We start from the raw sequence: 22563 nt of genomic DNA, 5'->3' as shown, positions 1-22563 counted from the left end.
TTTTTATTCTTCCGTCAGCGCAGCGTGTGCTGCGGCAAGTCTTGCAACTGGGACTCTGTATGGTGAACAACTCACATAGTTGAGTCCAATTTTATGGCAGAAGTAAATTGACTCTGGATCACCACCATGTTCTCCACAAATACCTGTTTTTAAGTCTGGTCTTGTATTTCTACCTTTTTTCACGCCCATTTCAACAAGCTGTCCTACACCGCTTTGATCAATGGAAACAAAAGGATCCTCTTTGTATATTCCTTTTTCCACATAGTATGGTAAAAACTTTCCAGAGTCATCTCTTGAAAGACCAAGTGTTGTTTGGGTAAGATCGTTAGTTCCAAAGGAGAAGAACTCAGCATACTGAGCTATTTCATCAGCAGTAAGGGCTGCTCTTGGTAATTCAATCATTGTTCCTACTAGGTATTCCACCTCTACACCATATTGTTCCATAACTTCCTTTGCTACGTTATCAACCATTTCTTTTAGTATTGCCAGTTCTTTATAGTGGCCTACAAGAGGGATCATGATTTCAGGTTTTACATCAATTCCTTCTTTTTTACATTCGCATGCTGCTTCCATAATTGCATAAACCTGCATTTCATAAACTTCAGGATAGGTGAGTCCCAATCTACAACCTCTGTGACCGAGCATTGGGTTAAACTCTTTGAGTTCTTCCACTTTTTTCTTCAGAGCTTCTGTTGAGATACCTGAAGCTTTAGAGATCTTCTCAATATCTTCATCTGTGTGAGGTAAGAACTCATGAAGAGGTGGATCAAGTAATCTGATTGTTACTGGAAGACCATCCATAGCTTTGAAGATACCAATAAAATCTTCCTTCTGATAAGGTTTTATTTTTTCAAGGGCTTTTCTTCTATCCTCTTTTGTATCACTCAAAATCATTTCTCTTACAGCATCTATCCTATTACCTTCAAAGAACATATGCTCTGTTCGGCATAATCCAATACCTTCAGCACCAAAGCCCCTTGCAATTTCTGAATCCTTAGGAGTATCAGCATTAGTTCTTACTCCGAGCTTTCTAAATTCATCAGCCCACTTTAATATTTCAGCAAATTCACCAGATAGTTCTGGCATTATAAGTTTTACTTTACCAAGTATTACTTCGCCGGTTGAACCGTTTATGGTTATGAAATCACCTTCTTTTACAATCTTACCGTCTACTTCAAATTGTTTATTTTCTTCATCGATTCTGATTGTTCCACAGCCTGCAACACAAGTTTTCCCCATACCTCTAGCAACTACTGCTGCATGGCTTGTCATACCACCTGTAACAGTGAGGATACCTTTTGCTGCGTTCATTCCGCCGATATCTTCTGGAGAAGTTTCATTTCTTACTAAAATTACATCTTCGCCTCTTTCAGCCCATTGTTCTGCGTCTTCAGCAGTAAAAACTACTTTACCAACTGCAGCACCAGGAGAAGCAGGAAGACCTTTTGCCAACACTTCATATTTTTCATTTGGATCAATCATTGGGTGGAGAAGTTGATCAACCTGTTCTGGTTGAACTCTCAATACAGCAGTTTTCTTATCAATGAGTCCTTCTTTATACATATCGTAAGCAATTTTTACTGCAGCACGAGCAGTTCTTTTACCGCTTCTTGTCTGTAAAAGATAAAGTTTCCCTTTTTCAACGGTAAATTCTATATCCTGCATATCCTTATAGTGTTTTTCAAGTTTTTTATAAACCTCTTCCAACTGTTTGAAAACTTCTGGCATGTGCTCTTTAAGTTTTGCGATAGGCTCAGGCGTTCTGATACCTGCAACTACGTCTTCACCCTGAGCATTTATTAGAAATTCGCCAAAAAATTCTTTTTCACCTGTTGATGGGTTTCTTGTGAAAGCAACCCCTGTTCCTGAATCATTACCCATATTACCGAAGACCATTGCAACAATATTTACAGCTGTTCCCCAATCATCTGGAATTTTATTGATTTTCCTGTAGGTTATTGCTCTTTGGTTATTCCATGACTCAAATACTGCATTGATAGCGAGTCTCAATTGTTCCATTGTATCCTGAGGGAAGCTTCTTCCAAGCTCTTCTTCTACAAGTTCTTTATAAAGTTCTACAACCTCTTTCAAATCTTCAGCACCAAGGTCAGTATCAAATTTAGCACCATTATTTTCTTTTACTTTGTCGAGAACTCTTTCAAATTTGTTGTGTTCTATACCAAGAACAACGTCGCAAAACATCTGGATGAATCGCCTGTAAGAGTCATAAGCAAATCTTTCGTTGTTTGATATCTCAGCAAGCCCTTTTACAGTTTCATCATTCAATCCAAGGTTTAAAATTGTATCCATCATCCCAGGCATAGATACTCTTGCTCCAGATCTAACAGAAACAAGAAGTGGATTTGATGGATCACCAAATTTTTTTCCAACAGCTTCTTCAAGCCTTTTGAGAGCTTCTAAAGCCTGTTCCCACATCCCTTCTGGGTATTGCTTATTATTTTTGTAGTATTCAATACAGGCTTCAGTTGTAATGGTAAAGCCTGGAGGAACAGGTATTCCAAGATTGGTCATTTCTGCAAGCCCTGCACCTTTCCCCCCGAGGAGATCTTTCATATCTCCCTTGCCTTCAGCTTTACCATTTCCAAAAAAGTAAACGTATTTTTTCATTACTTTTACCCCCTAATTTTATGTTAATTAATATAACTTAAATCTCCTACTTTGTTAAAGATGTTTCTTAAAGATGCAAGAAGGCTTAGCCTATTGTTTTTAATGTTTTCATCCTTATCCATGACTAGGACATTATCAAAAAATTTATCTACAGGTTCTCTGAATTCCAGTAACACATTTATGGCTTTATCAAAATCTTCTTTATTAATATAATCTTCTATTTCTTTTCCTTTATTAATCATTAGAGAATGTAATTCTTTTTCAGCTTCTTCTTTGAAAAGTTCGGGATTATAATCAGTTATTTCCCAATTGTTTTTCTTCAAGATATTGGAAATCCTCTTGTAACTAGTAGAAAGAATTATAAAATCATCTTTCTCTCTAACTTCATTTAATGCTTTAGCAGCATTGAACATAACCACAATATCAGAGAAGTTGTTTGTAACTGCATCAAAAATATCACTTCTTACACCGTATTGTGAATGTGCTATTTGTTTGGATCTAGTGAGAATAAATTCTCTCACAAGTTTTAAGATTTCATCTTGGTCAAACTTAAGTTTTTCTTTATAATTTTCCATTGCTACATTGATTAGGTCATTTAGGTCTAATTTATAATTTTTATTTAAAATGATATTTATAATACCGATGGCGTTTCTTCTGAGGGCATAAGGGTCGTTATTACCTGAAGGGATAAGACCGATTATAAAACAGCCCACGATTGTATCGATTTTATCCGCTATAGATACAAAAGAGCCTTCATCAGTTTCGGGCAAATCGTCACCGGCAAATCGTGGCAGATAATGTTCATAAATAGCTTTTGCCACAATTTCATTTTCACCCTGTATAAGAGCGTATTCTCTTCCCATAATCCCTTGTAATTCGGGGAATTCATATACCATTTCCGTCATCAAGTCCCCTTTGCAAAGGTATGCAGCTCTATCGGTTGTTTCTTTTGCTGAGGGGTTCAATGCCATCGCAAGGTAATTTGCAATTTTTCTAAATCGCTGCATTTTTTCATAGGATGTCCCAAGTTTTTCCTGATAAATTACACTTTTTAACTGTTCTACCCTTTCAGATAGAGGGATTTTTTTATCATTTTCAAAGAAAAACATGGCGTCATTGAGTCTTGCTTTTAATACTCTTTCATAACCTGTTCTGATCAGAGAATCATCTTTTGGTTTTGTATTTGATATACCTACGAATTTATTGGTTATTTTACCGTTATCATCCACTACATAAAAGTACTTTTGATGACTTTTCATTGAAGTTACAAGTACTTCTTTGGGCAATTTTAGAAAGTCTTCTGGAAAGTGTCCCATAACTGGGTGCGGATATTCTACAAGGTTTGTTACAGTGTTAAGGAGTTCTTCGTCAATTACTACGTTACCAAAGGAGTTAAGGGCATCATTTATAATCTTTTTTCTTTCTTCAAAATCTATAATAACAAAGGCATTGTTTAATTTTGTTTTATAATCATCAAAATTTGAAATTATTATTTTTTCTCTGGCCATAAATCTATGGCCGTAAGTGTAATTTGATGCTTTAATTCCATCTATTTCAAAAGGTAATATATCTCCATTGTAAATAGATAAAAACCAGTGTACAGGTCTTGCAAATCTGAATTTTTTTGTTCCCCACTTCATGCTCTTTGGGAAGGGAATATTTCTGATAATCTTGACGATTAAATCAGGCAATATTTTTGTGGTCTCTTCACCAGCTACCTGTTTAATACCTGCAAGATATTCCCCTTTTTCTGTGGTTACTTTTTTTAAAGAAGCTATATCAAGACCTCTTGATTTTGCAAAACCTATACCAGCTTTTGTAAGATTTCCATTTTCATCAAATGCAATATTTGCAGGGGGACCAACTATTTCTTCTTTTAAATCTGCTTGTTTATCCTCAATACCATCTATGTAAAGATAAAGCCTTCTTGGTGTTCCGCCAGATATAATGCTATTGAATTTTATTCTGTTTTTTTCTAATTCTTCCGATGTTTTATTTTTCAAATAATCAGCTGCTGGATTGATGAATGAGGCAGGAATTTCTTCGGTACCGATTTCTAACATATAAAAAGACATAATACCCCCTATAAAAAAGTTTGAATTGTTATATATTAGAGAAAAGCAATTTTTCAAGGAAAAAATGCTTTTAATCTAGTAAAAATTTAAATTGTCAATAGTTAAATTACTGGTGTCACCCCATTTTTTCGGAGGCTGTTTTGAATTATAATTATATATCAATAAATTATGTTGAATTGTTTGTGGGAAAACATTTTTCTCATCGTATATTAGAAATATGGAATAAACAATTAACAAAGAGTTAAAAAAAGGTTATGTAATGTATGGAGCACTGAAGGTGAACAAGGACATTTTTCTCATTGGTTGTAAGAAACCGTTGAGAATGTTGTCCCCACCTTCAGCTTTCCAAATACTGGACGGAACATTAGGCTACGAGCCTGTATTATGTTGCGATGATAGTATAAAGGGAAGCAAAGCTCAAGAAAAAATATAGGAGACATTATAAAATGAGAAGATTTGAAAATGTGGTAGGTATTGATGTATCAAAGTCGACATTGTCAATAAGTTTTTATGATGGATCTACGCACAAGTATTACGAGACGAGCAATAGTGTAAGATCTTTTACTAAAGATTTTCTTAAGAAAGTAAAAGGAGTAGATTGGTCGAAAGTACTTTTTATGATGGAAAGTACAGGAGTATATCATTTAAAATTAGCCACCCATTTGAGTAGGGAGTTAGGTTACGAAGTAAGTGTAGCTAATCCGATGTCAATAAAGAAATATTCAGATATGAATTTAAGGAAGGCAAAGACAGACAAATCGGATTCCAAATTGATAGCGGAATATGGGCTGGAATATGGTTATAAATGGAGATTTAAACCTAAGGATGAATTATATTATGAGATAGATAGTCGTTTAAAAGCAATAGAGGATTTTCAATCTCAGATAAATAGATTGAATAATCAGATAGAGGGATTTAGCCAATTGCCATATGAACAAGAAGAGGTTATATCGTGTTATAAAGATGTAATTTCCGCCTATAAGAGCAAGATTAAGAAATTGGAGCAGGAACTAGAGGTTTTGTTGAAAAGTCGTTATAGAGAGGAATATGAGTTAGTTATGAGTATTCCTGGAGTAGGTATGAAGTTAGCGTCGATAGTGTTGGGCAAATTGGAGTGTTTTCGTAATTTCAAGAGGGCGAAGGAGGTTGTTAGTTATATAGGTTTGTGTCCTTCTATTAGGGAATCTGGGACATCTGTAAGGGGAAGGGGACATATATCAAGGAGAGGAAATGCTTATATAAGGAAGATATTGTTTGTATGTTCATTGTCAGCGATACGGTATAATAAATTTTGTTCAAATTTGTATAGAAGGCTTTTATCATCAGGTAAAGCGAAGAAATTGGCGATAATAGCAGTAGCGAATAAATTGATAAGGCAAATATTTGGTGTATTAAAAAACGGTAGGCCATATGATCCAGAATATTTAAAAAATTTAACAGAGGTTACAGAAAATGGTTGACAATTAACACGGAACATTCTCACAAAACGTCCAGTTTTGTTCCGAGACAAGTTCCTCTAAAACCGCCATCCATGGCGGTTTTATGGGAACTTGAACCCGAAAAATGTTTTCCCACAAACTCATTAAAACAAAGTTTTGTAAAAAATGGGGTGACTCCAGTTAAATTAGAAAAAATCTAAATTGCGAAGTTTATTGCTTGAAATAAGGAAAACAGCTGGATTTAAATCCAGCTGTTTATACAAATCTGTAAGGTAATGATTTTTCGAGTTTGATTACTTTATCTTTGTTTTGTAGCAGTTCAAAAAGACTATCGTAAGTGCCGGTTAGAAAAGCCTGTCTATTTGTTTCTTTTATTTCAAAACTGTAATTTTTACCGTCAATATTTAATGTTTTATTTTCCAAGTCAATGTGACACTCTGCTTCAGGGTTAGCTTCTACTATAGATTTTATTTCGTCAATTTTTTCCTCAGGGATGGTTATACATACAATCCCTAAGGTAGTGGCATTACCTAAAAATATTTCAGCAAAGCTCTCTGCAATAATAGCATCAAAACCAGCCCTTTTTATTGCTTGTGGAGCATGTTCTCTTGATGAACCGCAACCAAAATTATTACCAGACAAAATGATATTTGCCCCTTTGTATTTAGGATTGTCAATGGGGTGATTTAAACTTTTGCCATTTTTGTCAAACCGTTCATCATAAAATACAAATTCTCCAAGTCCATCAAAAGTAACGCATTTCAGGTATCTTGCAGGAATAATTCTATCTGTATCTATGTCATCACCCACAATTGGTACAATCCGTCCACTTATCTTTTTAATTGCACCCAAATTCATAACGATTCCTCCTTATTTTGAAATGAATGTGAAAGGTGAAAAAAAGGATGTAAGTAAAGAGTTTTTTCACTTTTACTCTCCACCTTCACTTCCACTTTTAATATTAAAAACTTCTCTTGCATCAGCCACTTCTCCGGCAATTGCAGCAGCTGCCACCATTACAGGGCTCATAAGTAAAGTCCTTCCTGTTGGTGAACCTTGTCTTCCCTTGAAATTTCTATTTGAGCTTGAAGCAGAAATTTGGTCCCCCACAAGCTTATCAGGGTTCATGGCAAGACACATGGAGCATCCAGGGTTTCTCCATTCAAAACCGGCATCCATAAAGATTTCATGTAAACCTTCTTTTTCTGCTTGAAGTTTTACCCCCATAGACCCAGGGACAATGAATGCCTTAACATGCTTTGCAACCTTTTTCCCTTTTATATACTTAGCTACTTCCCTCAAATCTTCTATCCTACCGTTTGTACAGCTACCGATAAATGCTACGTCAATTTTGACACCTTTGATAGGCATGCCAGGTTTGAATTTCATGTATTCAAGGGCTTCTTTCTCACCATCATTTTTAGGTTCTGGAATTTTTTCTGTTATTGATATGCACTGTTCTGGATTAATTCCCCAGGTTACCATGGGTTCAATATCATTTGCTTCAAACTGTTTTATATCATCATAATCTGCATCTGGATCTGATTTGATACTTTCCCAGTATTCTATTCTTTTTTCCCATTCATTACCTTTAGGGGCGTATTCTCTTCCTTTTAAATAATTATAGGTAGTTTCATCAGGGTTTATATATCCAACCCTTGCACCACCTTCGATGGCCATATTGCAAACAGTCATTCTCCCTTCCATAGAAAGGGACTCAATAGCACTTCCGGCAAATTCATAGGCATAACCTATACCACCTTTTACTCCAAGCTTCTTTATAAGATATAAAATGATATCTTTCGCATAAACACCAGGTTTGAGTGCTCCGTTTACTTCAATACGTCTTACTTTTAGCGGTGTCATAGCAAGGGTTTGTGTCGCAAGAACGTCTCTTACCTGTGATGTTCCTATGCCAAACGCAATAGCACCAAATGCTCCGTGTGTAGCAGTGTGAGAGTCACCGCATGCTATAGTCATCCCCGGCTGTGTTAAGCCTAATTCGGGACCTACAATATGAACAATCCCCTGTTTCCCTGTTTCTGGAGAGAAGAATTTTATACCAAACTCTTTTGTATTTTTTTCGATGGCTTGCATCATTTCTTCGGCAAGAGGGTCTTTAAAAGGCCTTGAGGTATCTTCGGTGGGTATGATATGGTCGCATGTGGCAAATGTTCTTTCAGGGAAAAGAACTTTTAAGCCCAGCTCACGTATCATAGAAAATGCTTGTGGACTTGTAACTTCGTGTATTAAATGCAAGCCTATAAATAATTGATCCCTGCCACCTGAAATTTCTGCCACCTTGTGGATTTCCCAAACTTTTTTCAATAGCGTTTTTCCCATTATTTTGACTCCTATTTAATTAGTGATTAATTAATGTATAAATCATATTTAAGATTATATCAATACAAAAGTTAAATTTGGCTGTATAAAGTTTAGCTAAATTGTAACCACGGTTTATTCTATAAAAAAACTCTTGATTTTTTTATTGCAGTTTATATATATAACTCTGCTAGCACTCGATAATGTTGGTTGCTAATAATAAAAAATAGAGGAGGTAACCATGGCAAACATCAAACCACTTCAGGACAGAGTTCTTGTAAAAAGGATCGAAGTAGAAGAAAAAACAGAATCAGGGATTATTATTCCAGATACTGCAAGAGAAAAATCACAAGAGGGTGAGGTAATTGCAGTGGGTCCTGGTAAAGTTTTAGAAAACGGTACAAAGATTGAGCTTACAGTAAAACCTGGCGACAGAATTCTTTTCAGCAAATATGCTGGTACTGATATCAAAATTGATGGTGAAGAATATCTTATCATGAGAGAAGACGATATTCTTGGTATCATTGAGAAGTAATTAATTAAGAATATAAGGAGGTGGTAATATGGCAAAATCAATCACATTTGGTGAAGAAGCTAGACAGGCAATTTTGAGAGGTGTTGATAAATTAGCAAATGCTGTAAAAGTAACACTTGGTCCAAAAGGTAGAAACGTAGTTATTGAGAAAAAATTTGGTTCTCCTCTTGTAACAAAAGACGGTGTAACTGTTGCAAAAGAAATTGATCTTAAAGATCCACTTGAAAATCTTGGTGCTCAAATGGTTAAAGAAGTGGCATCCAAGACAAGTGATGTTGCAGGTGACGGTACAACAACTGCTACTGTATTAGCACAAGCAATCTACAGAGAAGGTATGAAGAATGTTGTTGCTGGTGCTAACCCAATGGAAATCAAAAGAGGTATCGATAAAGCAGTTGATGCTGTTGTAAAGAAACTTCAAGAAATCTCTAAAACAATTCAAGATAAAAAAGAAATCGCTCAAGTTGGTACTATTTCTGCTAACAATGATGAAGAAATCGGTAACATCATCGCTGATGCAATGGAAAAAGTTGGTAAAGATGGTGTTATCACTATTGAAGAAAACAAAACTACAGAAACTGTACTTGAAGTAGTTGAAGGTATGCAGTTTGACAGAGGGTATTTATCTCCATATTTTGTAACTGATCCAGATAATATGGAAGCAGTTCTTGAAAATGCATACATTTTAATTCATGAGAAGAAAATCTCTAATATGAAAGATCTTCTTCCAATTTTAGAGCAACTTGCAAAACAGAATGCTCCATTCTTAATAATTGCTGAAGATGTAGAAGGTGAAGCTTTAGCAACATTGGTAGTAAACAAATTGAGAGGAACACTTAACTGCTGTGCAGTAAAAGCACCTGGATTTGGTGATAGAAGAAAAGAAATGTTGAAAGATATTGCTATCTTAACTGGTGGTCAGGTAATTAGTGAAGATCTTGGTTTGAAACTTGAAAATGTAAAACTTAGCGATCTTGGTAGAGCTAAGAAGATTGTAGTTGATAAAGAAAATACTACAATTGTAGAAGGTGCTGGTAAACCAGAAGATATCCAGGCAAGAGTAAATCAGATCAAAAAACAAATCGAAGAAACTACAAGCGATTATGATAGAGAAAAATTACAAGAAAGACTTGCTAAATTAGTAGGTGGTGTTGCAGTAATTAAAGTTGGTGCTGCAACAGAAACTGAAATGAAAGAGAAAAAGGCAAGGGTTGAAGATGCTCTAAACGCTACAAAAGCTGCTGTAGAAGAAGGTATCGTTCCTGGAGGTGGTGTAGCACTTATCAGAGCACTTACTGCTCTTGACGAATTGAAACTTGAAGGTGATGAGAAGATTGGTGTTGAAATTATCAGAAAAGCTCTTGAGTATCCTCTTAGACAAATTGCTGAAAACGCTGGTTTTGAAGGTAGCGTAGTTGTAAATAGAGTTAAAGAAGAGAAAGATGTAAACTTTGGTTTCAATGCTGCTACTGAAGAGTACACTGATATGATTAAAGCTGGTGTAATTGACCCAACTAAAGTTACAAGAAGTGCTCTTCAGAATGCTGCTTCTGTAGCAAGCTTAATGTTGACAACAGAAGCACTCATTACAGAAATACCAGAGAAGAAGGAAGCTCCTGCTGCACCAGGAATGGGCGGCGGCATGGATATGATGTAATATCTCCCTGTTTAACAGGGTTTTGAAAAGCCGGGCATCTGCCCGGCTTTTTTTATTTTAAGTACAGAAAATACTTAGTTCTCACTGAAAAAGTGAGAACTAAGTATCAATAATATCTTATAATTTTTAAATAAGTTTTCTAGCAAAAAGTTAAAAAAATGCAATACATATGAAAAACATGAAATAAGGTAAGGATATTGCACAACAGGAGTTCATTTATTTTTGTAACACATTGAAAAACAAAGAGATTGCTTCGTCGCTGACGCTCCTCGCAATGACGTTAATATTATCGTCATTGCGAGGAGCGTCAGCGAAGTAATCTCTTTATTATCAATATATTAAGTATATAGTTAATCTTCCGCATATTTATTTGTGCATTGTGCAACATCCTTAAGGTAATAATATAATTTTCATCCCCTAAATTGGTTTTCTTTTTAAGAAAACTAATTTATTAATAACAATTATTTACAGTATTATCCTCTTAACGGGGGTTCTAAAGGGGGTATTCCCCTTTAAGTTCGAGGGATTTAAAGGGGGTTTACCCCCTTTATGTCCTGTATAAATTACCAAAAAACTGGGGGAATTTCTATGATAAAATTAAAATAAATCATTTACTATAAATTAGTTGCCGCTTTTTTAGCGGCAACTAATTAAAAATTTGTATGACTTATTTAAAAGCACTTGATGCTATAATTGGAATTCAAAACCAAATCATTGAAAAACATTAGAATATAATACTTAATTTATGAAACTAAAGAAAATTATTTCTATAAAAAAGAGGGCTAGGCCCTCAAAAAATAGATATGTATTATTTTAAATAAGTTGTGGCGTAGTGGATTTTTGAAAAATTGTGAAATTTGTTCGGTTTGTAAAAATCGTTAAATTTAACTCTTCTTTTTACGAGTCCATAGTATATGCCTGCATCATTAGTCTCATTTATCATTGTGCAGCCAATTATGGTATCGTCATCGTCTAAAAATATTTTTCTAAAAATATTTCCCTGTTTATTGTAATAGGTGACAGTCTTTACATCTTCTTTAAAATAACCTACTACTGCTACCTCAACACCAAATACCTCAGTGGTGTTGTTTTTTAGGCTACCTTCATATGCTTCATTTAATCTCACTATATGTTTTGCGGCAATTTCTCCGTGTTCTACTGCTGTAATCCAGTTACCCTGAGTGGTATCTTCTTTTGTAATAAAATCAAAATCTTGAGCAATATCTCCGCCGGCATAAACATTTTCTATATTTGTCCTGCAATATTTATCGATTTTGATACCCCATCCGATTTCAAGAGGAGTATTTTCGAAAAGTTTAATATTTTGCGAAACACCTTTTCCTATGATAGCAAAATCCACATCAATGGATGTTCCTGATTTAAGAGTAATGTTTATTTTGTCATTTTTCTCGTTTGCAGAAACTATGTCATCCTTTTTATAGATTTTTACCCCTGCTTTTAACATGGCATCTTCCACAAATTGAGAGGCTTCTTTATCTAAAACCCTTGAAAAGACCCTATCGGATGAGATGATGAGGTGTTTTTCAATTTCATCTTTCATATGCGAGAGCAGGGGAATTGTGACAAGCCCGGCGCCAAATCCTGCCACCGATTTTGCATTGTTAAAAAAATAGTGGAGCTTATCAGCATCGTCCAAATGTCTGAGGTTTAAGATTTTATCAGATTCAAAGCCCGTTCTTTTAGCTTCTGCTCCCAAACCGATAAAAAGATAGTTGTAAGTGATTTCGTTCCCTTTATCAGTAGTAACAACTCTTTTTTCAAAATCTACATTTATAACTGCTTCTCCAAGAATTGTGTCTACGTTAATTTTTGAATAATATTCTTTATCAACAATGAATATTCCATTTCTATCCGTTTTCCCCGAAATATAATAGGGGGTAAGTACTCGTGAGTAAGCGGCATATTCTTCTCTGTCTATCAAAAGTACGGATAGGGGTTTATTATATTTTCTTATTGTATTAATGAAACTTAAGCCTGCTGCGCTGTTACCTAAGACTACAATATCGTATTTTTTCATTTCATCCTCCGGGATATCCTGTACCACCAATAATATATAGTGTAATAATATCGTTTTGATTAATGTGCAAACTTAAATCTTTTGTGTATTTCCCATTAACTAGTATTTGAAGATATTCGTTTTCCATATCTTCTTTTTCCATAATACGTTGCAAAATGAGGCTTAACTTACCCTCATAATTAAGAAAAATTTTTTCACCATATTTTTTTTGAAGTAAACCAATAAATTTTAAAAGGGGCATAGGGGGTACCCTATGCCAAATCCAATTCTTTTAATTTTTCTTCGGTTGGAATACCATCCTTTGACCAACCGCGGACTTCATAATATTTTGGTAACATTTCGGAAAGTTTTGCTACACTACCTTTATGAGGGCCGTCAGATACAGGTTCTTCAAGAATTCTCTTTGGTAGTGTATCCTGCTTTGGATCAATCCCTGCTTTTAGATTGAAAAGTCTTTCAAGGTTCCATACCCTTTCGCCACACTGGACGTAGTATTCTTCTGGATAGTCAAATCCAATTGCTGCATTGAGGAAGTCTGTCACCTGAGTTGCTGTGATTGCAAAGGTTGTGAAAAGACAGATACCGCTGGAATCCACTAAAGATGTTACATCTTGAAATGCTTTACACCATTCGGCTTTTCCATCAGTGGATGTTGGATCGAGTTTTTCGGGGATACCCAATATTTCCGGAGATATGAGGTATCCTCTTACGTGACAAGCACCTCTGTTATTTGTAGCATAGTTTATTGCCATACCTTGAGCCACTCTTCCGTCATAGGCAGGGAACTCAAGTTTTTTTACAGACATAGAATAATAAGTATCACCATACATCTCAGATAACTTATAAGAACCTTCTGCTAATTTATCACCAAAACCTTCCCTTTTAGCCATCTTTTCTATCATAGTAACAAGAACTTCTGGGTCTCCAAAGCGCAAAGGCATATCAACATCAGCATCAGGGATAAGCCCCTTTTCGTACATTTCCATAGCACATGCAAGGGTGGCTCCTGCTGTTATAGGGTCCATACCGTATTCGTTACAGATATAGTTTGCTTTTGTTACGGCTTTAAGGTCACTGACTCCACAATCAGCACCCAGTGCCCAGATAGTTTCATACTCTGGACCTTCTTTAACCACTTCTCCCACTAATTGTGTTACTCTACCGCAACCTATAATACAACCCATACAGGCTTTGTTTCTCTTAAGATAGGTTTGAGCCAATTTTTCACCGGAAATATCTTGGGCACCTTCAAAGGTATCAAACTGGAAGTTTTTTGTAGGTAGAAGACCGTTTTCATTAATCACGTTAACAAGTACGGCAGTACCGTACAATGGAAGACCTTGAGAAGTGACAGGAGCTTCTTTCATCAGTTTATAAGCGTTGAAAGCTGCATTTCTGAACTCATCATTTTTGGCAATTTTCACTCCGCCGGTACCTCTGATGGCTACTGCTTTTAGGTTTTTGCTTCCCATTACTGCTCCCACACCACTTCTACCTGCAGCTCTGTGTTTATCGTTCATAACACAAGCAAATTTTACAAGCTTTTCACCTGCAGGGCCTATGGAAGCTATTTTTGCATCACCATGAAATTCTTCTCTGATGATATCTTCCACTTCATCTGTGGTTTTTCCCCAGAGGTGTGAAGCATCCCTAATTTCAACATTTTGGTTATAGATAGTTACATAAACAGGCTTATCAGCTTTACCTTCAAATATTATCATATCAAAGCCTGCATACTTCATTTCGGAAGGGAAATATCCACCTGAGTTTGATGAGGCGATGGTACCTGTTAAAGGTGCTTTTGTAATTACCATATATCTTCCGTTTGCCGCACCATACGTTCCAGTTAGTGGGCCTGTTGCCATAATGAGCTTATTTTCAGGCGATAAAGGATCCACATCCGGAGATACCTCTTCAGTAAAATATTTTACTGCAAGGCCTCGTCCCCCGATAAATTTCTTAGCCCAATCGTAATTTAGGTCTTCAATTTTGTAGCTTTTATCAGTTAAATTTATTCTTAATATTTTACCAGTCCATCCACCAAACATATTACACCTCCAAGTTCCCTTCTTTTAATACGTTTAAAAATTTCTTTATTTTGGTTCTTGTAGGAGTGTCTTCTTCGGAATATGTGAGACAACCTGTCGGACAAAAAGCTACACATTCAGGGTAATCGTCACCACAAAGGTTACATTTGTCAACTTTCTTTTTCCATGGAGCGTATTTTATCATTCCGAATGGACATGCGCTAACACATGTTCTACATCCAACACATTTATCGTCAACTACAGTCACCACACCAGTAATGGCGTCTTTTTCAATGGCACCTTTTGGACAGGCTTTAAGACACCAAGGATCGTCACACTGCATACAGGTGGCTGTAATGAATATCCCTTCTTCAAGAAAAACTTCATTCACAATTCTTGATTTTGATGGAGAAAATTCGCCTGTGTGCTTGAATGAGCATGCCAGTTCACAGGTCTTACAGCCTATACACTTTTCTGGTTCTACTCTGATTAGTTTTTGCATAAAAAACCTCCTATTGACAAGAGTTAAAAAAATCTTAATTATAACTATAGCATAAAAATGGTAAGTTTGCTATCGTTTAATGAATATTTTCAGAAAAATGTTTTAAAACATATAGAATATTTTCTATGTAGTAATAATTATTATTTTTATAAACATTTAGAAAGTTATTTTTATTGTACTTTTTACAAATATAATTTGGTGACATCATATTTCTTAGTTAAAATTTTTAGTAAAATTAAACTTTTTCCATCTCAGGTTGGTGTTTTGATAAGGCAAGAGTATGTTAGATATACATATTTTCCTTTATGTTGGGAGAATACCGTTTTTTTAAAAAGAATATTAACGCCGTTTAAGAAAAAAAGGATTTATGAATTAGCGGCAGGAAACGGTTGGGTGAGCTATTATTTAAACAGAATGGGATTGAAGATTGATAAGGTTGTGGATGATTTTTCATGGGAAAAATTGACTGAAACGGAAAAGCCTATAAAAGTTTATAAACAGGATGCTATTAAAACAATAAAAGATGAGAATCCTGATGTGGCACTAATAAACTGGCCGCCGCCTGAAGATAATTTTCTTATAAATTGTTTTGATGTGATGAAGAAAGGGAATTACCTTGTAATCATTGCGGATAAAGATCCAAATGTATCTGGGAATGTAATTTTTTTTAAAAATTATGAAAAATATTTATTGATAAAAAAATACCTTCCTTACTCTTTCCCAGATTTCCAAGATATTATTTATATTTATCAGAAAAAATAGGGTGTTGTCAGTATAATTTGTCAAAAAAAATGTGGTTGGCACTTTGTAAGTGCCAACCTGTATAAAAATAGATTTTTTAACGTTTGGAGAATTGAGGGCTCTTTCTTGCTTTTGGTTTTCCGTATTTCTTTCTTTCCACCATACGTGGATCTCTTGTAAGAAAACCTTTTTTCTTCAATGGTGATCTGAAATCTTCATTGTAAGCCAAAAGAGCTCTTGCTATTCCGTGTCTTACTGCTCCAGCCTGTCCTGATTTACCTCCACCTTTTACTGTGATGTAAAAATCAAATTTACCTAGCGCATTCACAGTTTCAAGTGGCTGAAGAATAATCATTTTAAGGGTAGGACGCTCAAAGTATTCGTCTAAAGTTTTACCATTAACTGTAATATTACCGCTGCCTGGTTTTAAAAATACTCTTGCAACGGATGTTTTTCTTCTTCCTGTTCCGTAGTAATATTCAGCCATTTATTGCCTCCTAAAGCTCTATCTTTTCTGGTTTTTGAGCTGCGTGTGGATGCTCGCTTGAAGCATAAATTTTGAGTTTTTTGAGCATTTTTCTGCCAAGTCTATTTTTAGGGAGCATCCTTTTAACAGCAAGTCTTAAAACTTCTTCAGGTTTTTTATCAAGCATTTCTTGTAATGTTCTTTGTTTTAAACCACCAAGATATCTTGAGTGTCTGTAATAGATTTTATCAGTGAGTTTTTTTCCTGTTACATGAATTTTGTCAGCATTGATAACTACAACAAAATCTCCAGTATCGATAAAAGGTGTATAGATAGGTTTGTTTTTCCCCATTAAAATTTTTGCTATCTTGGATGCCAATCTTCCAAGGGTTTGTCCTTCAGCATCCACAAGATACCATTTTTTTTCTACATCTGGTTTTGCCCAAGTTGTCTTCATCTTCAACCCCTCTATTATCTTCTCTCTTTAATTCTTGCAGCTTTACCTCTAAGGGCTCTTAAGTAGTAAAGTTTAGCCCTTCTTACTCTACCTTTTCTAATTACTTCCAACTTTTCAATTCTCGGAGAATAGTAAGGGAAAGTTCTTTCAACACCAACATTACCTGTAACTTTTCTTACAGTAAAAGTGCTTGATACACCATTTCTGTGAATGCGAATTACAACGCCTTCAAAAGGTTGAACCCTTTCTCTGTTCCCTTCTACGATTCTGAAATATACCCTTACAGTATCACCAGGCCTAAACTCTGGAAGCTGCCTTTCAGTATATTCTTGCTCAACAGCTTCTATAAGCTTATTTTTCATAATGTATCCTCCTAATTTATATTTAATCTATTCAATATTATCGCTACTGCGCTTCTTACAGATAAATGGTTAAAATCATCAAACCCTTCAATTCTCTCCAACACATAATCACATATGTCAAACATGTCATCTGCAAAACCCCAACCTGTGCCAAATAGCAACAGGACAGGTTTTTGAAAAGTAAGACTTTTTAAATTATCAAAACTGATTGCATTTTCCACTTTTCTTGCAGTGGTTGCAACCAGCACCGGTTTTTCACCTTCTCTTTTTTCTATCTCATCTATCACTTCAATGAGGCTTTCCTTTACATCAGTAACTTCAAAAGCCTCTTTTCTGTTCACATTATAAGTTGCGCCAAAACCTTTTTTCCAGTGTTTCAAAACCCTCTTAGCAATTTCCCGTTGAGCTTCAAGAGGGTTTACAACATAATATTTTTTTACCCCAAAAGTACGACAACTCCTTGAAATATCGTGTAAATCCATATTTGTTATGGCAGTGGCTACAATATTTCTTTCCTTGTCGTACATGGGGTAATGTAGCAAACCCACGTACAGACGACGCAAACTTTTAATTCTGGACAAAACATTACTATCCAGAGCAGACTTTTTTAACAAATCAACTCTGTTTTGTAAAGTGATTTTTATAGATTTTTCTAGTCTCCACTCATTAATTTTTTGATGATGTCCTGAGACGAGTACTTCAGGTACCTTTTTCCCTTCAAATTCATAAGGTCTAGTGTAGTGTGGATATTCTAAAAGTCCTGAGGTAAAAGATTCTTCTACAGGTGAGCTCTCATCACCCAATACACCTGGAATTAACCTTGCAACAGCATCAATGATTACCATTGCAGCAAACTCACCACCTGTAAGAATAAAATCCCCGATAGAAATCTCTTCATCCACTACAAGCTCTCTAACTCGCTCATCTACACCTTCATACCTTCCACAGATAAAGGTGATGCTGTCATGTTTCAGCAGTTCTTCAGCTTTTTTCTGGTTGAAGGTTTTACCTCTTGGGTCGAGCAGTACAATGTGAGAATTTTCTTTTTCTTTTAGATATCTTGCAGCTTTTACAATGGGCTCAGGTTTCATTACAAGGCCAGCGCCACCACCATACTGATAATCGTCAGTCATTTGGTGTTTATCTTCAGCAAAATCACGCAGGTTTATAGGGTTTACTTTAAAAAGAGAGTTTTCAATCCCCTTTGATAAAACACCGAGCTCAAAGGGTGATTTAAACATACTGGGAAATATGGTAAGGATGTTAAATATCTTCACTTACAAGCCCATCCCTGTTAATAATTATTCTTTTTTTATTTTTATCCATTTTTAAAACATGTTCTTTATTGTTTGATATCATATAGTAGGTACTTTCCCCTTTTATTATGAATGCTTCAGCGGTACCTGTTTCTTCATAATCCACAAGTGTTCCTATAAAATTATCCTCTGTGTCATAAACTTCCCACCCTTCAATTTCAAACCAGTAGTATTCATTTTCATCTAATTCAGGTAAAAGATGGATGGGATACATTATTTCGAGGCCGCTTAAAGTCTTTGCCGTTTCTTTATCATTAATATTTTCCAACTTTATTAAATAGTATTCATTGTGTGTTCTTATATCTTCCACTCTAAGTGACTTAACAATTTCACCTTTTTTTGATAACAGTAATACATCCAGTGTCTCAAATAATTCTGGATGCTCCGTTATGGGCAATACTTTTACTTCGCCATCTAAACCGTGTGAATTTTTTATAACGCCAATTTTTATATATTTCATAGTGAAAAAATAAAGCCCTCTTTGCGAGGGCTTTTGTTTTTATTCAAGGATTTCTAAAACTACTCTTTTGCCTCTCTTGATACCAGCTGCACCAAGAATTGTTCTGATTGCTCTTGCAGTTCTACCCTGTCTTCCGATTACTTTACCAAGATCAGCAGGGTCAACTTTCAATTCGATAACAGTAGTCTTTTCACCTTCCACTTCTTCAACAACTACCTTGTCAGGATTATCAACGAATGACTTAACAATAAATTCTACTAACTCTTTCACATTACACCTCCACTATTAGCTTTTCTTTGGGAATTTGTATTCATGGAACTTAGCCATAACTCCCGCTTTTGACAATAGGCTTCTTGCCGTATCAGTTGGTATTGCTCCTTTTTTTAACCACTCTAACGCTTTTTCAGCATCAATTTTAATTTCAGCAGGGTTTGTGAGTGGATTGTAATAGCCGAGAGACTCAATATATGCACCATCCCTTTTTGCCCTGCTATCAGCCACTACTACTCTGTAAAATGGCCTCTTTTTTCTTCCCATTCTCATTAATCTAATCTTTGTTGCCACTAAAGCACCTCCTTTTATCTAAAAAGATTTTTTAGCATGTTTTTGTCAAGTTTATTTTTACCAGCAAATTGTTTTTTGAATCTTTTCATCATTTTATTCATTTGCTGTAATTGTTGAACCAGTCTATTTACTTCAGCAACAGATGTACCACTACCCCTTGCAATCCTTCTTTTTCTGCTCGCATTAAGTATTTTATAATTTGTTCTTTCTTGAGGGGTCATGGAATTGATAATGGCTTCAATTCTTTTTAATTGAGAGTCATCAACGTTGATTTGCCCCATACCTGAAAAACCAGGTAATAGTTTTAATATACTTTCGAAGGATCCCATTCTTTTTATCATTTTCATCTGTTGAAGCATATCGTTAAAATCAAGCCCTTTCTTCTGGATCTTATCGGCAAGTCTCTCAGCTTCTCCCTCTTCAATGGCATCCTGGGCCATTTCCACTAGGGTAACTATGTCTCCCATACCGAGGATTCTTGAAGCCATCCTGTCTGGGTAAAACTGTTCAAATGCGTCGAGTTTTTCTCCAGTACCGACGAATTTTATTGGTTTACCGGTGACTTCTCTGATGGAAAGAGCAGCACCACCTCTGGCATCGCCATCAAGTTTTGTGAGAATGACACCAGTGATGCCAAGCATCTCGTTGAAAGTTTTGGCAACATTGACAGCATCCTGTCCTGTCATTGCATCAGCCACAAAAAGGATTTCATCAGGCTGAATACTATTTTTTATATTTATAAGTTCATTCATCAAATTTTCGTCTATGTGTAAGCGACCCGCAGTATCGATAATAACTACATCTTTAGCAGCAGATTTGGCATATTTTACAGCATCATTGGCAATGGTAACAGCATCATTCTTTTCTCTATCAGCAAAGACATCAACTTTGAGCTGTTTTCCAAGAACTTCCAACTGATCAATAGCGGCTGGACGGTATATATCATCTGCAACAAGCAGGACATCTTTTTTATTTTTTTGGAAAAAACGGGCAAGTTTACCTGCTGTGGTGGTTTTACCAGAACCTTGTAAACCCACCAGCATGATTTTTGTGGGAGGTATGGGGTTTAGTTTTATCTTGGCTTCTGATTCATCACCGCCAAGAATTTCAACAATTTCGTCATGAACTATTTTTATGAAAATTTGATCGGGGGTAAGGCTTTTTAATACTTCTTCGCCAAGGGCTTTTTCCTGTACGGCTGAAACAAATTTTTTTACAACTTTATAATTAACGTCTGCTTCAAGGAGGGCTAATCTGACCTGCTTGACAGCATCTCTAATGTTATCTTCTGTAAGTCTTGCTTGTCCTTTAATCTTTCTGAAGACAGCATTCAACTTCTCATTTAGTGTAGCAAACATAAAACTCCCATCACCTGCCACTTATTAAATTTTTGAACTGCTTTATTTATAGTAGTGTGCTTTATTTGTCAATCAAAATTTTTGTATGTTTCTTCTTTTATTTCTAGAATTCTATCTACTCGAAAAACTCTTTCATCTTTTCTTAAATGGCAAAAAGCTCGTAAACCGAGAAATTTTTTACTTGAATATTTCATTTCTCCCACAGAAAGTGGTGTGACGACTCTTTTACTTTTTTCATCTTTCGTTTTCAGATAAACAATTTCTATGGGTTGTTTTTTTGTAATCATTTTTTCTAAAAATTTACGTTTTTCTTCTAGAGGGTATTTTTTTTCGGATAGTTGATACTGGAAAGATGTCATAAAGTTTATGACTTTTTTATCGAGCATTACATGCCCTTTTTTGATTGGCTTTTTAAGTACAATCCCTTCCAAGCTTGTGCATCTGCTCAGTGCAACGTAAAGCTGGCCGGGGGAAAAAATGCCGCGGCTAAGGTCTATAATGACTTTGTCAAAGGTTTTACCCTGACTTTTGTGGATTGTGATGGCATAAGCAAGCTTTATGGGAAATTGAATGAATGAGCCAGTTATTTGAGTTTTAATTTTGTTTTCATCTTTATCATAGTAATATTGATACATATTCCATCTGAATGGTTCTACCATTACTCGGTTTCCGTTTAATAACTCTACTTCTATCAATTCATCATCTTCAAATACGTTCACAATATAGCCAATTGAACCATTTACCCATCTTCCATCAGAATCATTGTTTAACAGCATTACCTGAGCGCCTTTTTTAAGTGTCAAAAGTTTTGCTGTAGGTAAATTTTCTTCTGTAAAACTTCCATTTATAATACCTTCAAATTGGTAGTTTTTTCCTTTAAGTTTTTTTAGCTTTTCATTATTTATTTTCTCGGCAAGATCGTTTGTAGAAGTAAGATAGATGTATCCATCATCATCCTTGAAATAGGGATTAACCCTTTTGTTCAGAATTGCAAGGTCATCTTCAGTAATGGTGTTGTTTCTTACTTTATTTAAAATTTCCACAAAATAATCATCTTTTTGCCTGTATATTTTTGTAAATTCTATAAATTCAAGGTCAAGTTTTTTAAAAACCTTTGCATCGAAAAAATAAGGGCTTTCGTATTCTTTTAAAAAGGCTTCCTTGCTGCTGGAAGTGAGTACCGGTGGAAGTTGATAAAGGTCGCCAATGAAAATCATTTTTGTTCCACCAAAGGGTCTATCTTTATCTTTAAAGCGTCTTAAAAAGATATCCATGCAATCGAGTAAGTCTGCTCTTACCATGGAGATTTCATCCACGATTATTGTCTCAATACTTCGATAAATTTCAGGATTTTCCACCCATACATTATTCACGTTGTGGGGTGAGATGTTTGGCTGGAAATTGAAGAATGAGTGGATTGTTTGCCCTTTGACATTAAGTGCAGCTACTCCTGTGGGTGCAAGAACAACAAAATTGTTTTTGTAGGTATCAATTAAATACCTTAAAAAGGTGGATTTACCGGTACCAGCTTTTCCTGTAATAAACAAGGATTTTGCAGAGTTTGTGGCCAGCTCGTAGGCTTTTTTGAAGTCTTCGTTAAAATCGAGTGACATACT

Annotated in this window: 21 protein-coding genes; 4 read left to right on the top strand and 17 right to left on the bottom strand. The window is 35.4% G+C overall.

Features of this window, described 5'->3' with window-relative positions; genetic code table 11:
- Window positions 1-3 precede the first annotated feature (3 nt).
- The gene (ppdK, locus tag FHQ18_RS05155; RefSeq protein WP_149266100.1) at window positions 4-2628 is read right to left on the bottom strand and encodes a pyruvate, phosphate dikinase; all 2625 of its coding nucleotides are present in this window, start codon (window positions 2626-2628) and stop codon (window positions 4-6) included.
- Between the two features lie 23 nt (window positions 2629-2651).
- Window positions 2652-4703, bottom strand: coding sequence for a glycine--tRNA ligase subunit beta (glyS, locus tag FHQ18_RS05150; RefSeq protein WP_149266099.1), 2052 nt, complete (start codon window positions 4701-4703; stop codon window positions 2652-2654).
- A gap of 446 nt (window positions 4704-5149) precedes the next feature.
- Here glyS and FHQ18_RS05145 point away from each other — a divergent pair, with 446 nt between their 5' ends.
- Window positions 5150-6163 (top strand): IS110 family RNA-guided transposase, encoded by a 1014-nt coding sequence (locus FHQ18_RS05145; protein WP_149265152.1) that lies wholly within the window; start codon window positions 5150-5152, stop codon window positions 6161-6163.
- Between the two features lie 234 nt (window positions 6164-6397).
- Here FHQ18_RS05145 and leuD read toward each other — a convergent pair whose 3' ends face one another.
- Window positions 6398-7000 carry a 3-isopropylmalate dehydratase small subunit gene (gene leuD / locus FHQ18_RS05140; RefSeq protein ID WP_149266098.1) on the bottom strand — a complete coding sequence of 201 codons (603 nt, stop codon included), beginning with the start codon at window positions 6998-7000 and terminating at the stop codon, window positions 6398-6400.
- Window positions 7001-7072: 72 nt separating this feature from the next.
- Window positions 7073-8485, bottom strand: a complete 1413-nt coding sequence (gene leuC / locus FHQ18_RS05135) for a 3-isopropylmalate dehydratase large subunit (RefSeq protein ID WP_188020344.1) — start codon at window positions 8483-8485, stop codon at window positions 7073-7075.
- 220 nt (window positions 8486-8705) lie between these two features.
- Between leuC and groES the strand changes: the two genes are divergently transcribed.
- Complete coding sequence (groES, locus tag FHQ18_RS05130) at window positions 8706-8999, top strand: co-chaperone GroES (RefSeq protein WP_149266096.1); 294 nt, start codon at window positions 8706-8708, stop codon at window positions 8997-8999.
- A 28-nt stretch (window positions 9000-9027) separates the two neighbouring features.
- Window positions 9028-10656, top strand: coding sequence for a chaperonin GroEL (gene groL, locus FHQ18_RS05125; protein ID WP_149266095.1), 1629 nt, complete (start codon window positions 9028-9030; stop codon window positions 10654-10656).
- An 808-nt stretch (window positions 10657-11464) separates the two neighbouring features.
- Here groL and FHQ18_RS05120 read toward each other — a convergent pair.
- The 4 genes from FHQ18_RS05120 to FHQ18_RS05105 are packed head-to-tail and all read right to left on the bottom strand — an operon-like array spanning window position 11465 to window position 15223.
- On the bottom strand, window positions 11465-12694 hold the full coding sequence (locus FHQ18_RS05120) for an NAD(P)/FAD-dependent oxidoreductase (protein ID WP_149266094.1): 1230 nt from the start codon (window positions 12692-12694) through the stop codon (window positions 11465-11467).
- A 1-nt stretch (window position 12695) separates the two neighbouring features.
- Complete coding sequence (locus FHQ18_RS05115; protein ID WP_149266093.1) at window positions 12696-12935, bottom strand: hypothetical protein; 240 nt, start codon at window positions 12933-12935, stop codon at window positions 12696-12698.
- A gap of 10 nt (window positions 12936-12945) precedes the next feature.
- On the bottom strand, window positions 12946-14742 hold the full coding sequence (locus tag FHQ18_RS05110) for an aldehyde ferredoxin oxidoreductase family protein (protein ID WP_149266092.1): 1797 nt from the start codon (window positions 14740-14742) through the stop codon (window positions 12946-12948).
- A gap of 1 nt (window position 14743) precedes the next feature.
- A complete protein-coding gene (locus tag FHQ18_RS05105; RefSeq protein ID WP_149266091.1) occupies window positions 14744-15223 on the bottom strand; it encodes a 4Fe-4S dicluster domain-containing protein in 480 nt (159 codons plus the stop codon).
- 57 nt (window positions 15224-15280) lie between these two features.
- Between FHQ18_RS05105 and FHQ18_RS05100 the strand changes: the two genes are divergently transcribed.
- Window positions 15281-15985, top strand: a complete 705-nt coding sequence (locus FHQ18_RS05100; protein WP_149266090.1) for a hypothetical protein — start codon at window positions 15281-15283, stop codon at window positions 15983-15985.
- Between the two features lie 76 nt (window positions 15986-16061).
- Here FHQ18_RS05100 and rpsI read toward each other — a convergent pair whose 3' ends face one another.
- The 9 genes from rpsI to FHQ18_RS05055 form a co-directional block, all read right to left on the bottom strand.
- On the bottom strand, window positions 16062-16451 hold the full coding sequence (gene rpsI / locus FHQ18_RS05095; RefSeq protein ID WP_149266089.1) for a 30S ribosomal protein S9: 390 nt from the start codon (window positions 16449-16451) through the stop codon (window positions 16062-16064).
- A gap of 10 nt (window positions 16452-16461) precedes the next feature.
- On the bottom strand, window positions 16462-16887 hold the full coding sequence (gene rplM, locus FHQ18_RS05090; protein WP_149266088.1) for a 50S ribosomal protein L13: 426 nt from the start codon (window positions 16885-16887) through the stop codon (window positions 16462-16464).
- Window positions 16888-16901: 14 nt separating this feature from the next.
- Entirely contained in the window at window positions 16902-17249 is a 348-nt protein-coding gene (rplS, locus tag FHQ18_RS05085) for a 50S ribosomal protein L19 (protein WP_149266087.1), read from the bottom strand.
- Window positions 17250-17260: 11 nt separating this feature from the next.
- Window positions 17261-18526 carry a tRNA (guanosine(37)-N1)-methyltransferase TrmD gene (trmD, locus tag FHQ18_RS05080; protein ID WP_149266086.1) on the bottom strand — a complete coding sequence of 422 codons (1266 nt, stop codon included), beginning with the start codon at window positions 18524-18526 and terminating at the stop codon, window positions 17261-17263.
- Window positions 18513-19025 (bottom strand): ribosome maturation factor RimM, encoded by a 513-nt coding sequence (gene rimM / locus FHQ18_RS05075; RefSeq protein ID WP_149266085.1) that lies wholly within the window; start codon window positions 19023-19025, stop codon window positions 18513-18515. The genes trmD and rimM overlap by 14 nt, the downstream gene beginning before the upstream one ends.
- Before the next feature lie 39 nt (window positions 19026-19064).
- Window positions 19065-19295 carry a KH domain-containing protein gene (locus tag FHQ18_RS05070; protein WP_149266084.1) on the bottom strand — a complete coding sequence of 77 codons (231 nt, stop codon included), beginning with the start codon at window positions 19293-19295 and terminating at the stop codon, window positions 19065-19067.
- A gap of 15 nt (window positions 19296-19310) precedes the next feature.
- Window positions 19311-19589, bottom strand: a complete 279-nt coding sequence (gene rpsP / locus FHQ18_RS05065) for a 30S ribosomal protein S16 (protein WP_149266083.1) — start codon at window positions 19587-19589, stop codon at window positions 19311-19313.
- 14 nt (window positions 19590-19603) lie between these two features.
- Window positions 19604-20947: a signal recognition particle protein gene (ffh, locus tag FHQ18_RS05060; RefSeq protein WP_149266082.1), complete on the bottom strand. Its 1344-nt coding sequence runs from the start codon at window positions 20945-20947 to the stop codon at window positions 19604-19606.
- A gap of 68 nt (window positions 20948-21015) precedes the next feature.
- On the bottom strand, window positions 21016-22560 hold the full coding sequence (locus FHQ18_RS05055) for an ATP-dependent DNA helicase (protein ID WP_149266081.1): 1545 nt from the start codon (window positions 22558-22560) through the stop codon (window positions 21016-21018).
- Window positions 22561-22563: the final 3 nt, after the last annotated feature.

Source organism: Deferribacter autotrophicus (assembly GCF_008362905.1).
Taxonomy (GTDB): Bacteria; Chrysiogenota; Deferribacteres; order Deferribacterales; family Deferribacteraceae; genus Deferribacter; species Deferribacter autotrophicus.
Note: the sequence above shows the minus strand (reverse complement) of the source record. Positions and strands in the feature narration are given on the sequence as shown.

Excerpts from the sequence above, each read along its gene's own strand:
- ppdK (WP_149266100.1), bottom strand. The coding sequence starts at position 2,628 with ATGAAAAAATACGTTTACTTTTTTGGAAATGGTAAAGCTGAAGGCAAG.
- glyS (WP_149266099.1), bottom strand. The coding sequence starts at position 4,703 with ATGTCTTTTTATATGTTAGAAATCGGTACCGAAGAAATTCCTGCCTCA.
- FHQ18_RS05145 (WP_149265152.1), top strand. The coding sequence starts at position 5,150 with ATGAGAAGATTTGAAAATGTGGTAGGTATTGATGTATCAAAGTCGACA.
- leuD (WP_149266098.1), bottom strand. The coding sequence starts at position 7,000 with ATGAATTTGGGTGCAATTAAAAAGATAAGTGGACGGATTGTACCAATT.
- leuC (WP_188020344.1), bottom strand. The coding sequence starts at position 8,485 with ATGGGAAAAACGCTATTGAAAAAAGTTTGGGAAATCCACAAGGTGGCA.
- groES (WP_149266096.1), top strand. The coding sequence starts at position 8,706 with ATGGCAAACATCAAACCACTTCAGGACAGAGTTCTTGTAAAAAGGATC.
- groL (WP_149266095.1), top strand. The coding sequence starts at position 9,028 with ATGGCAAAATCAATCACATTTGGTGAAGAAGCTAGACAGGCAATTTTG.
- FHQ18_RS05120 (WP_149266094.1), bottom strand. The coding sequence starts at position 12,694 with ATGAAAAAATACGATATTGTAGTCTTAGGTAACAGCGCAGCAGGCTTA.
- FHQ18_RS05115 (WP_149266093.1), bottom strand. The coding sequence starts at position 12,935 with ATGCCCCTTTTAAAATTTATTGGTTTACTTCAAAAAAAATATGGTGAA.
- FHQ18_RS05110 (WP_149266092.1), bottom strand. The coding sequence starts at position 14,742 with ATGTTTGGTGGATGGACTGGTAAAATATTAAGAATAAATTTAACTGAT.
- FHQ18_RS05105 (WP_149266091.1), bottom strand. The coding sequence starts at position 15,223 with ATGCAAAAACTAATCAGAGTAGAACCAGAAAAGTGTATAGGCTGTAAG.
- FHQ18_RS05100 (WP_149266090.1), top strand. The coding sequence starts at position 15,281 with ATGGTAAGTTTGCTATCGTTTAATGAATATTTTCAGAAAAATGTTTTA.
- rpsI (WP_149266089.1), bottom strand. The coding sequence starts at position 16,451 with ATGGCTGAATATTACTACGGAACAGGAAGAAGAAAAACATCCGTTGCA.
- rplM (WP_149266088.1), bottom strand. The coding sequence starts at position 16,887 with ATGAAGACAACTTGGGCAAAACCAGATGTAGAAAAAAAATGGTATCTT.
- rplS (WP_149266087.1), bottom strand. The coding sequence starts at position 17,249 with ATGAAAAATAAGCTTATAGAAGCTGTTGAGCAAGAATATACTGAAAGG.
- rimM (WP_149266085.1), bottom strand. The coding sequence starts at position 19,025 with ATGAAATATATAAAAATTGGCGTTATAAAAAATTCACACGGTTTAGAT.
- ffh (WP_149266082.1), bottom strand. The coding sequence starts at position 20,947 with ATGTTTGCTACACTAAATGAGAAGTTGAATGCTGTCTTCAGAAAGATT.
- FHQ18_RS05055 (WP_149266081.1), bottom strand. The coding sequence starts at position 22,560 with ATGTCACTCGATTTTAACGAAGACTTCAAAAAAGCCTACGAGCTGGCC.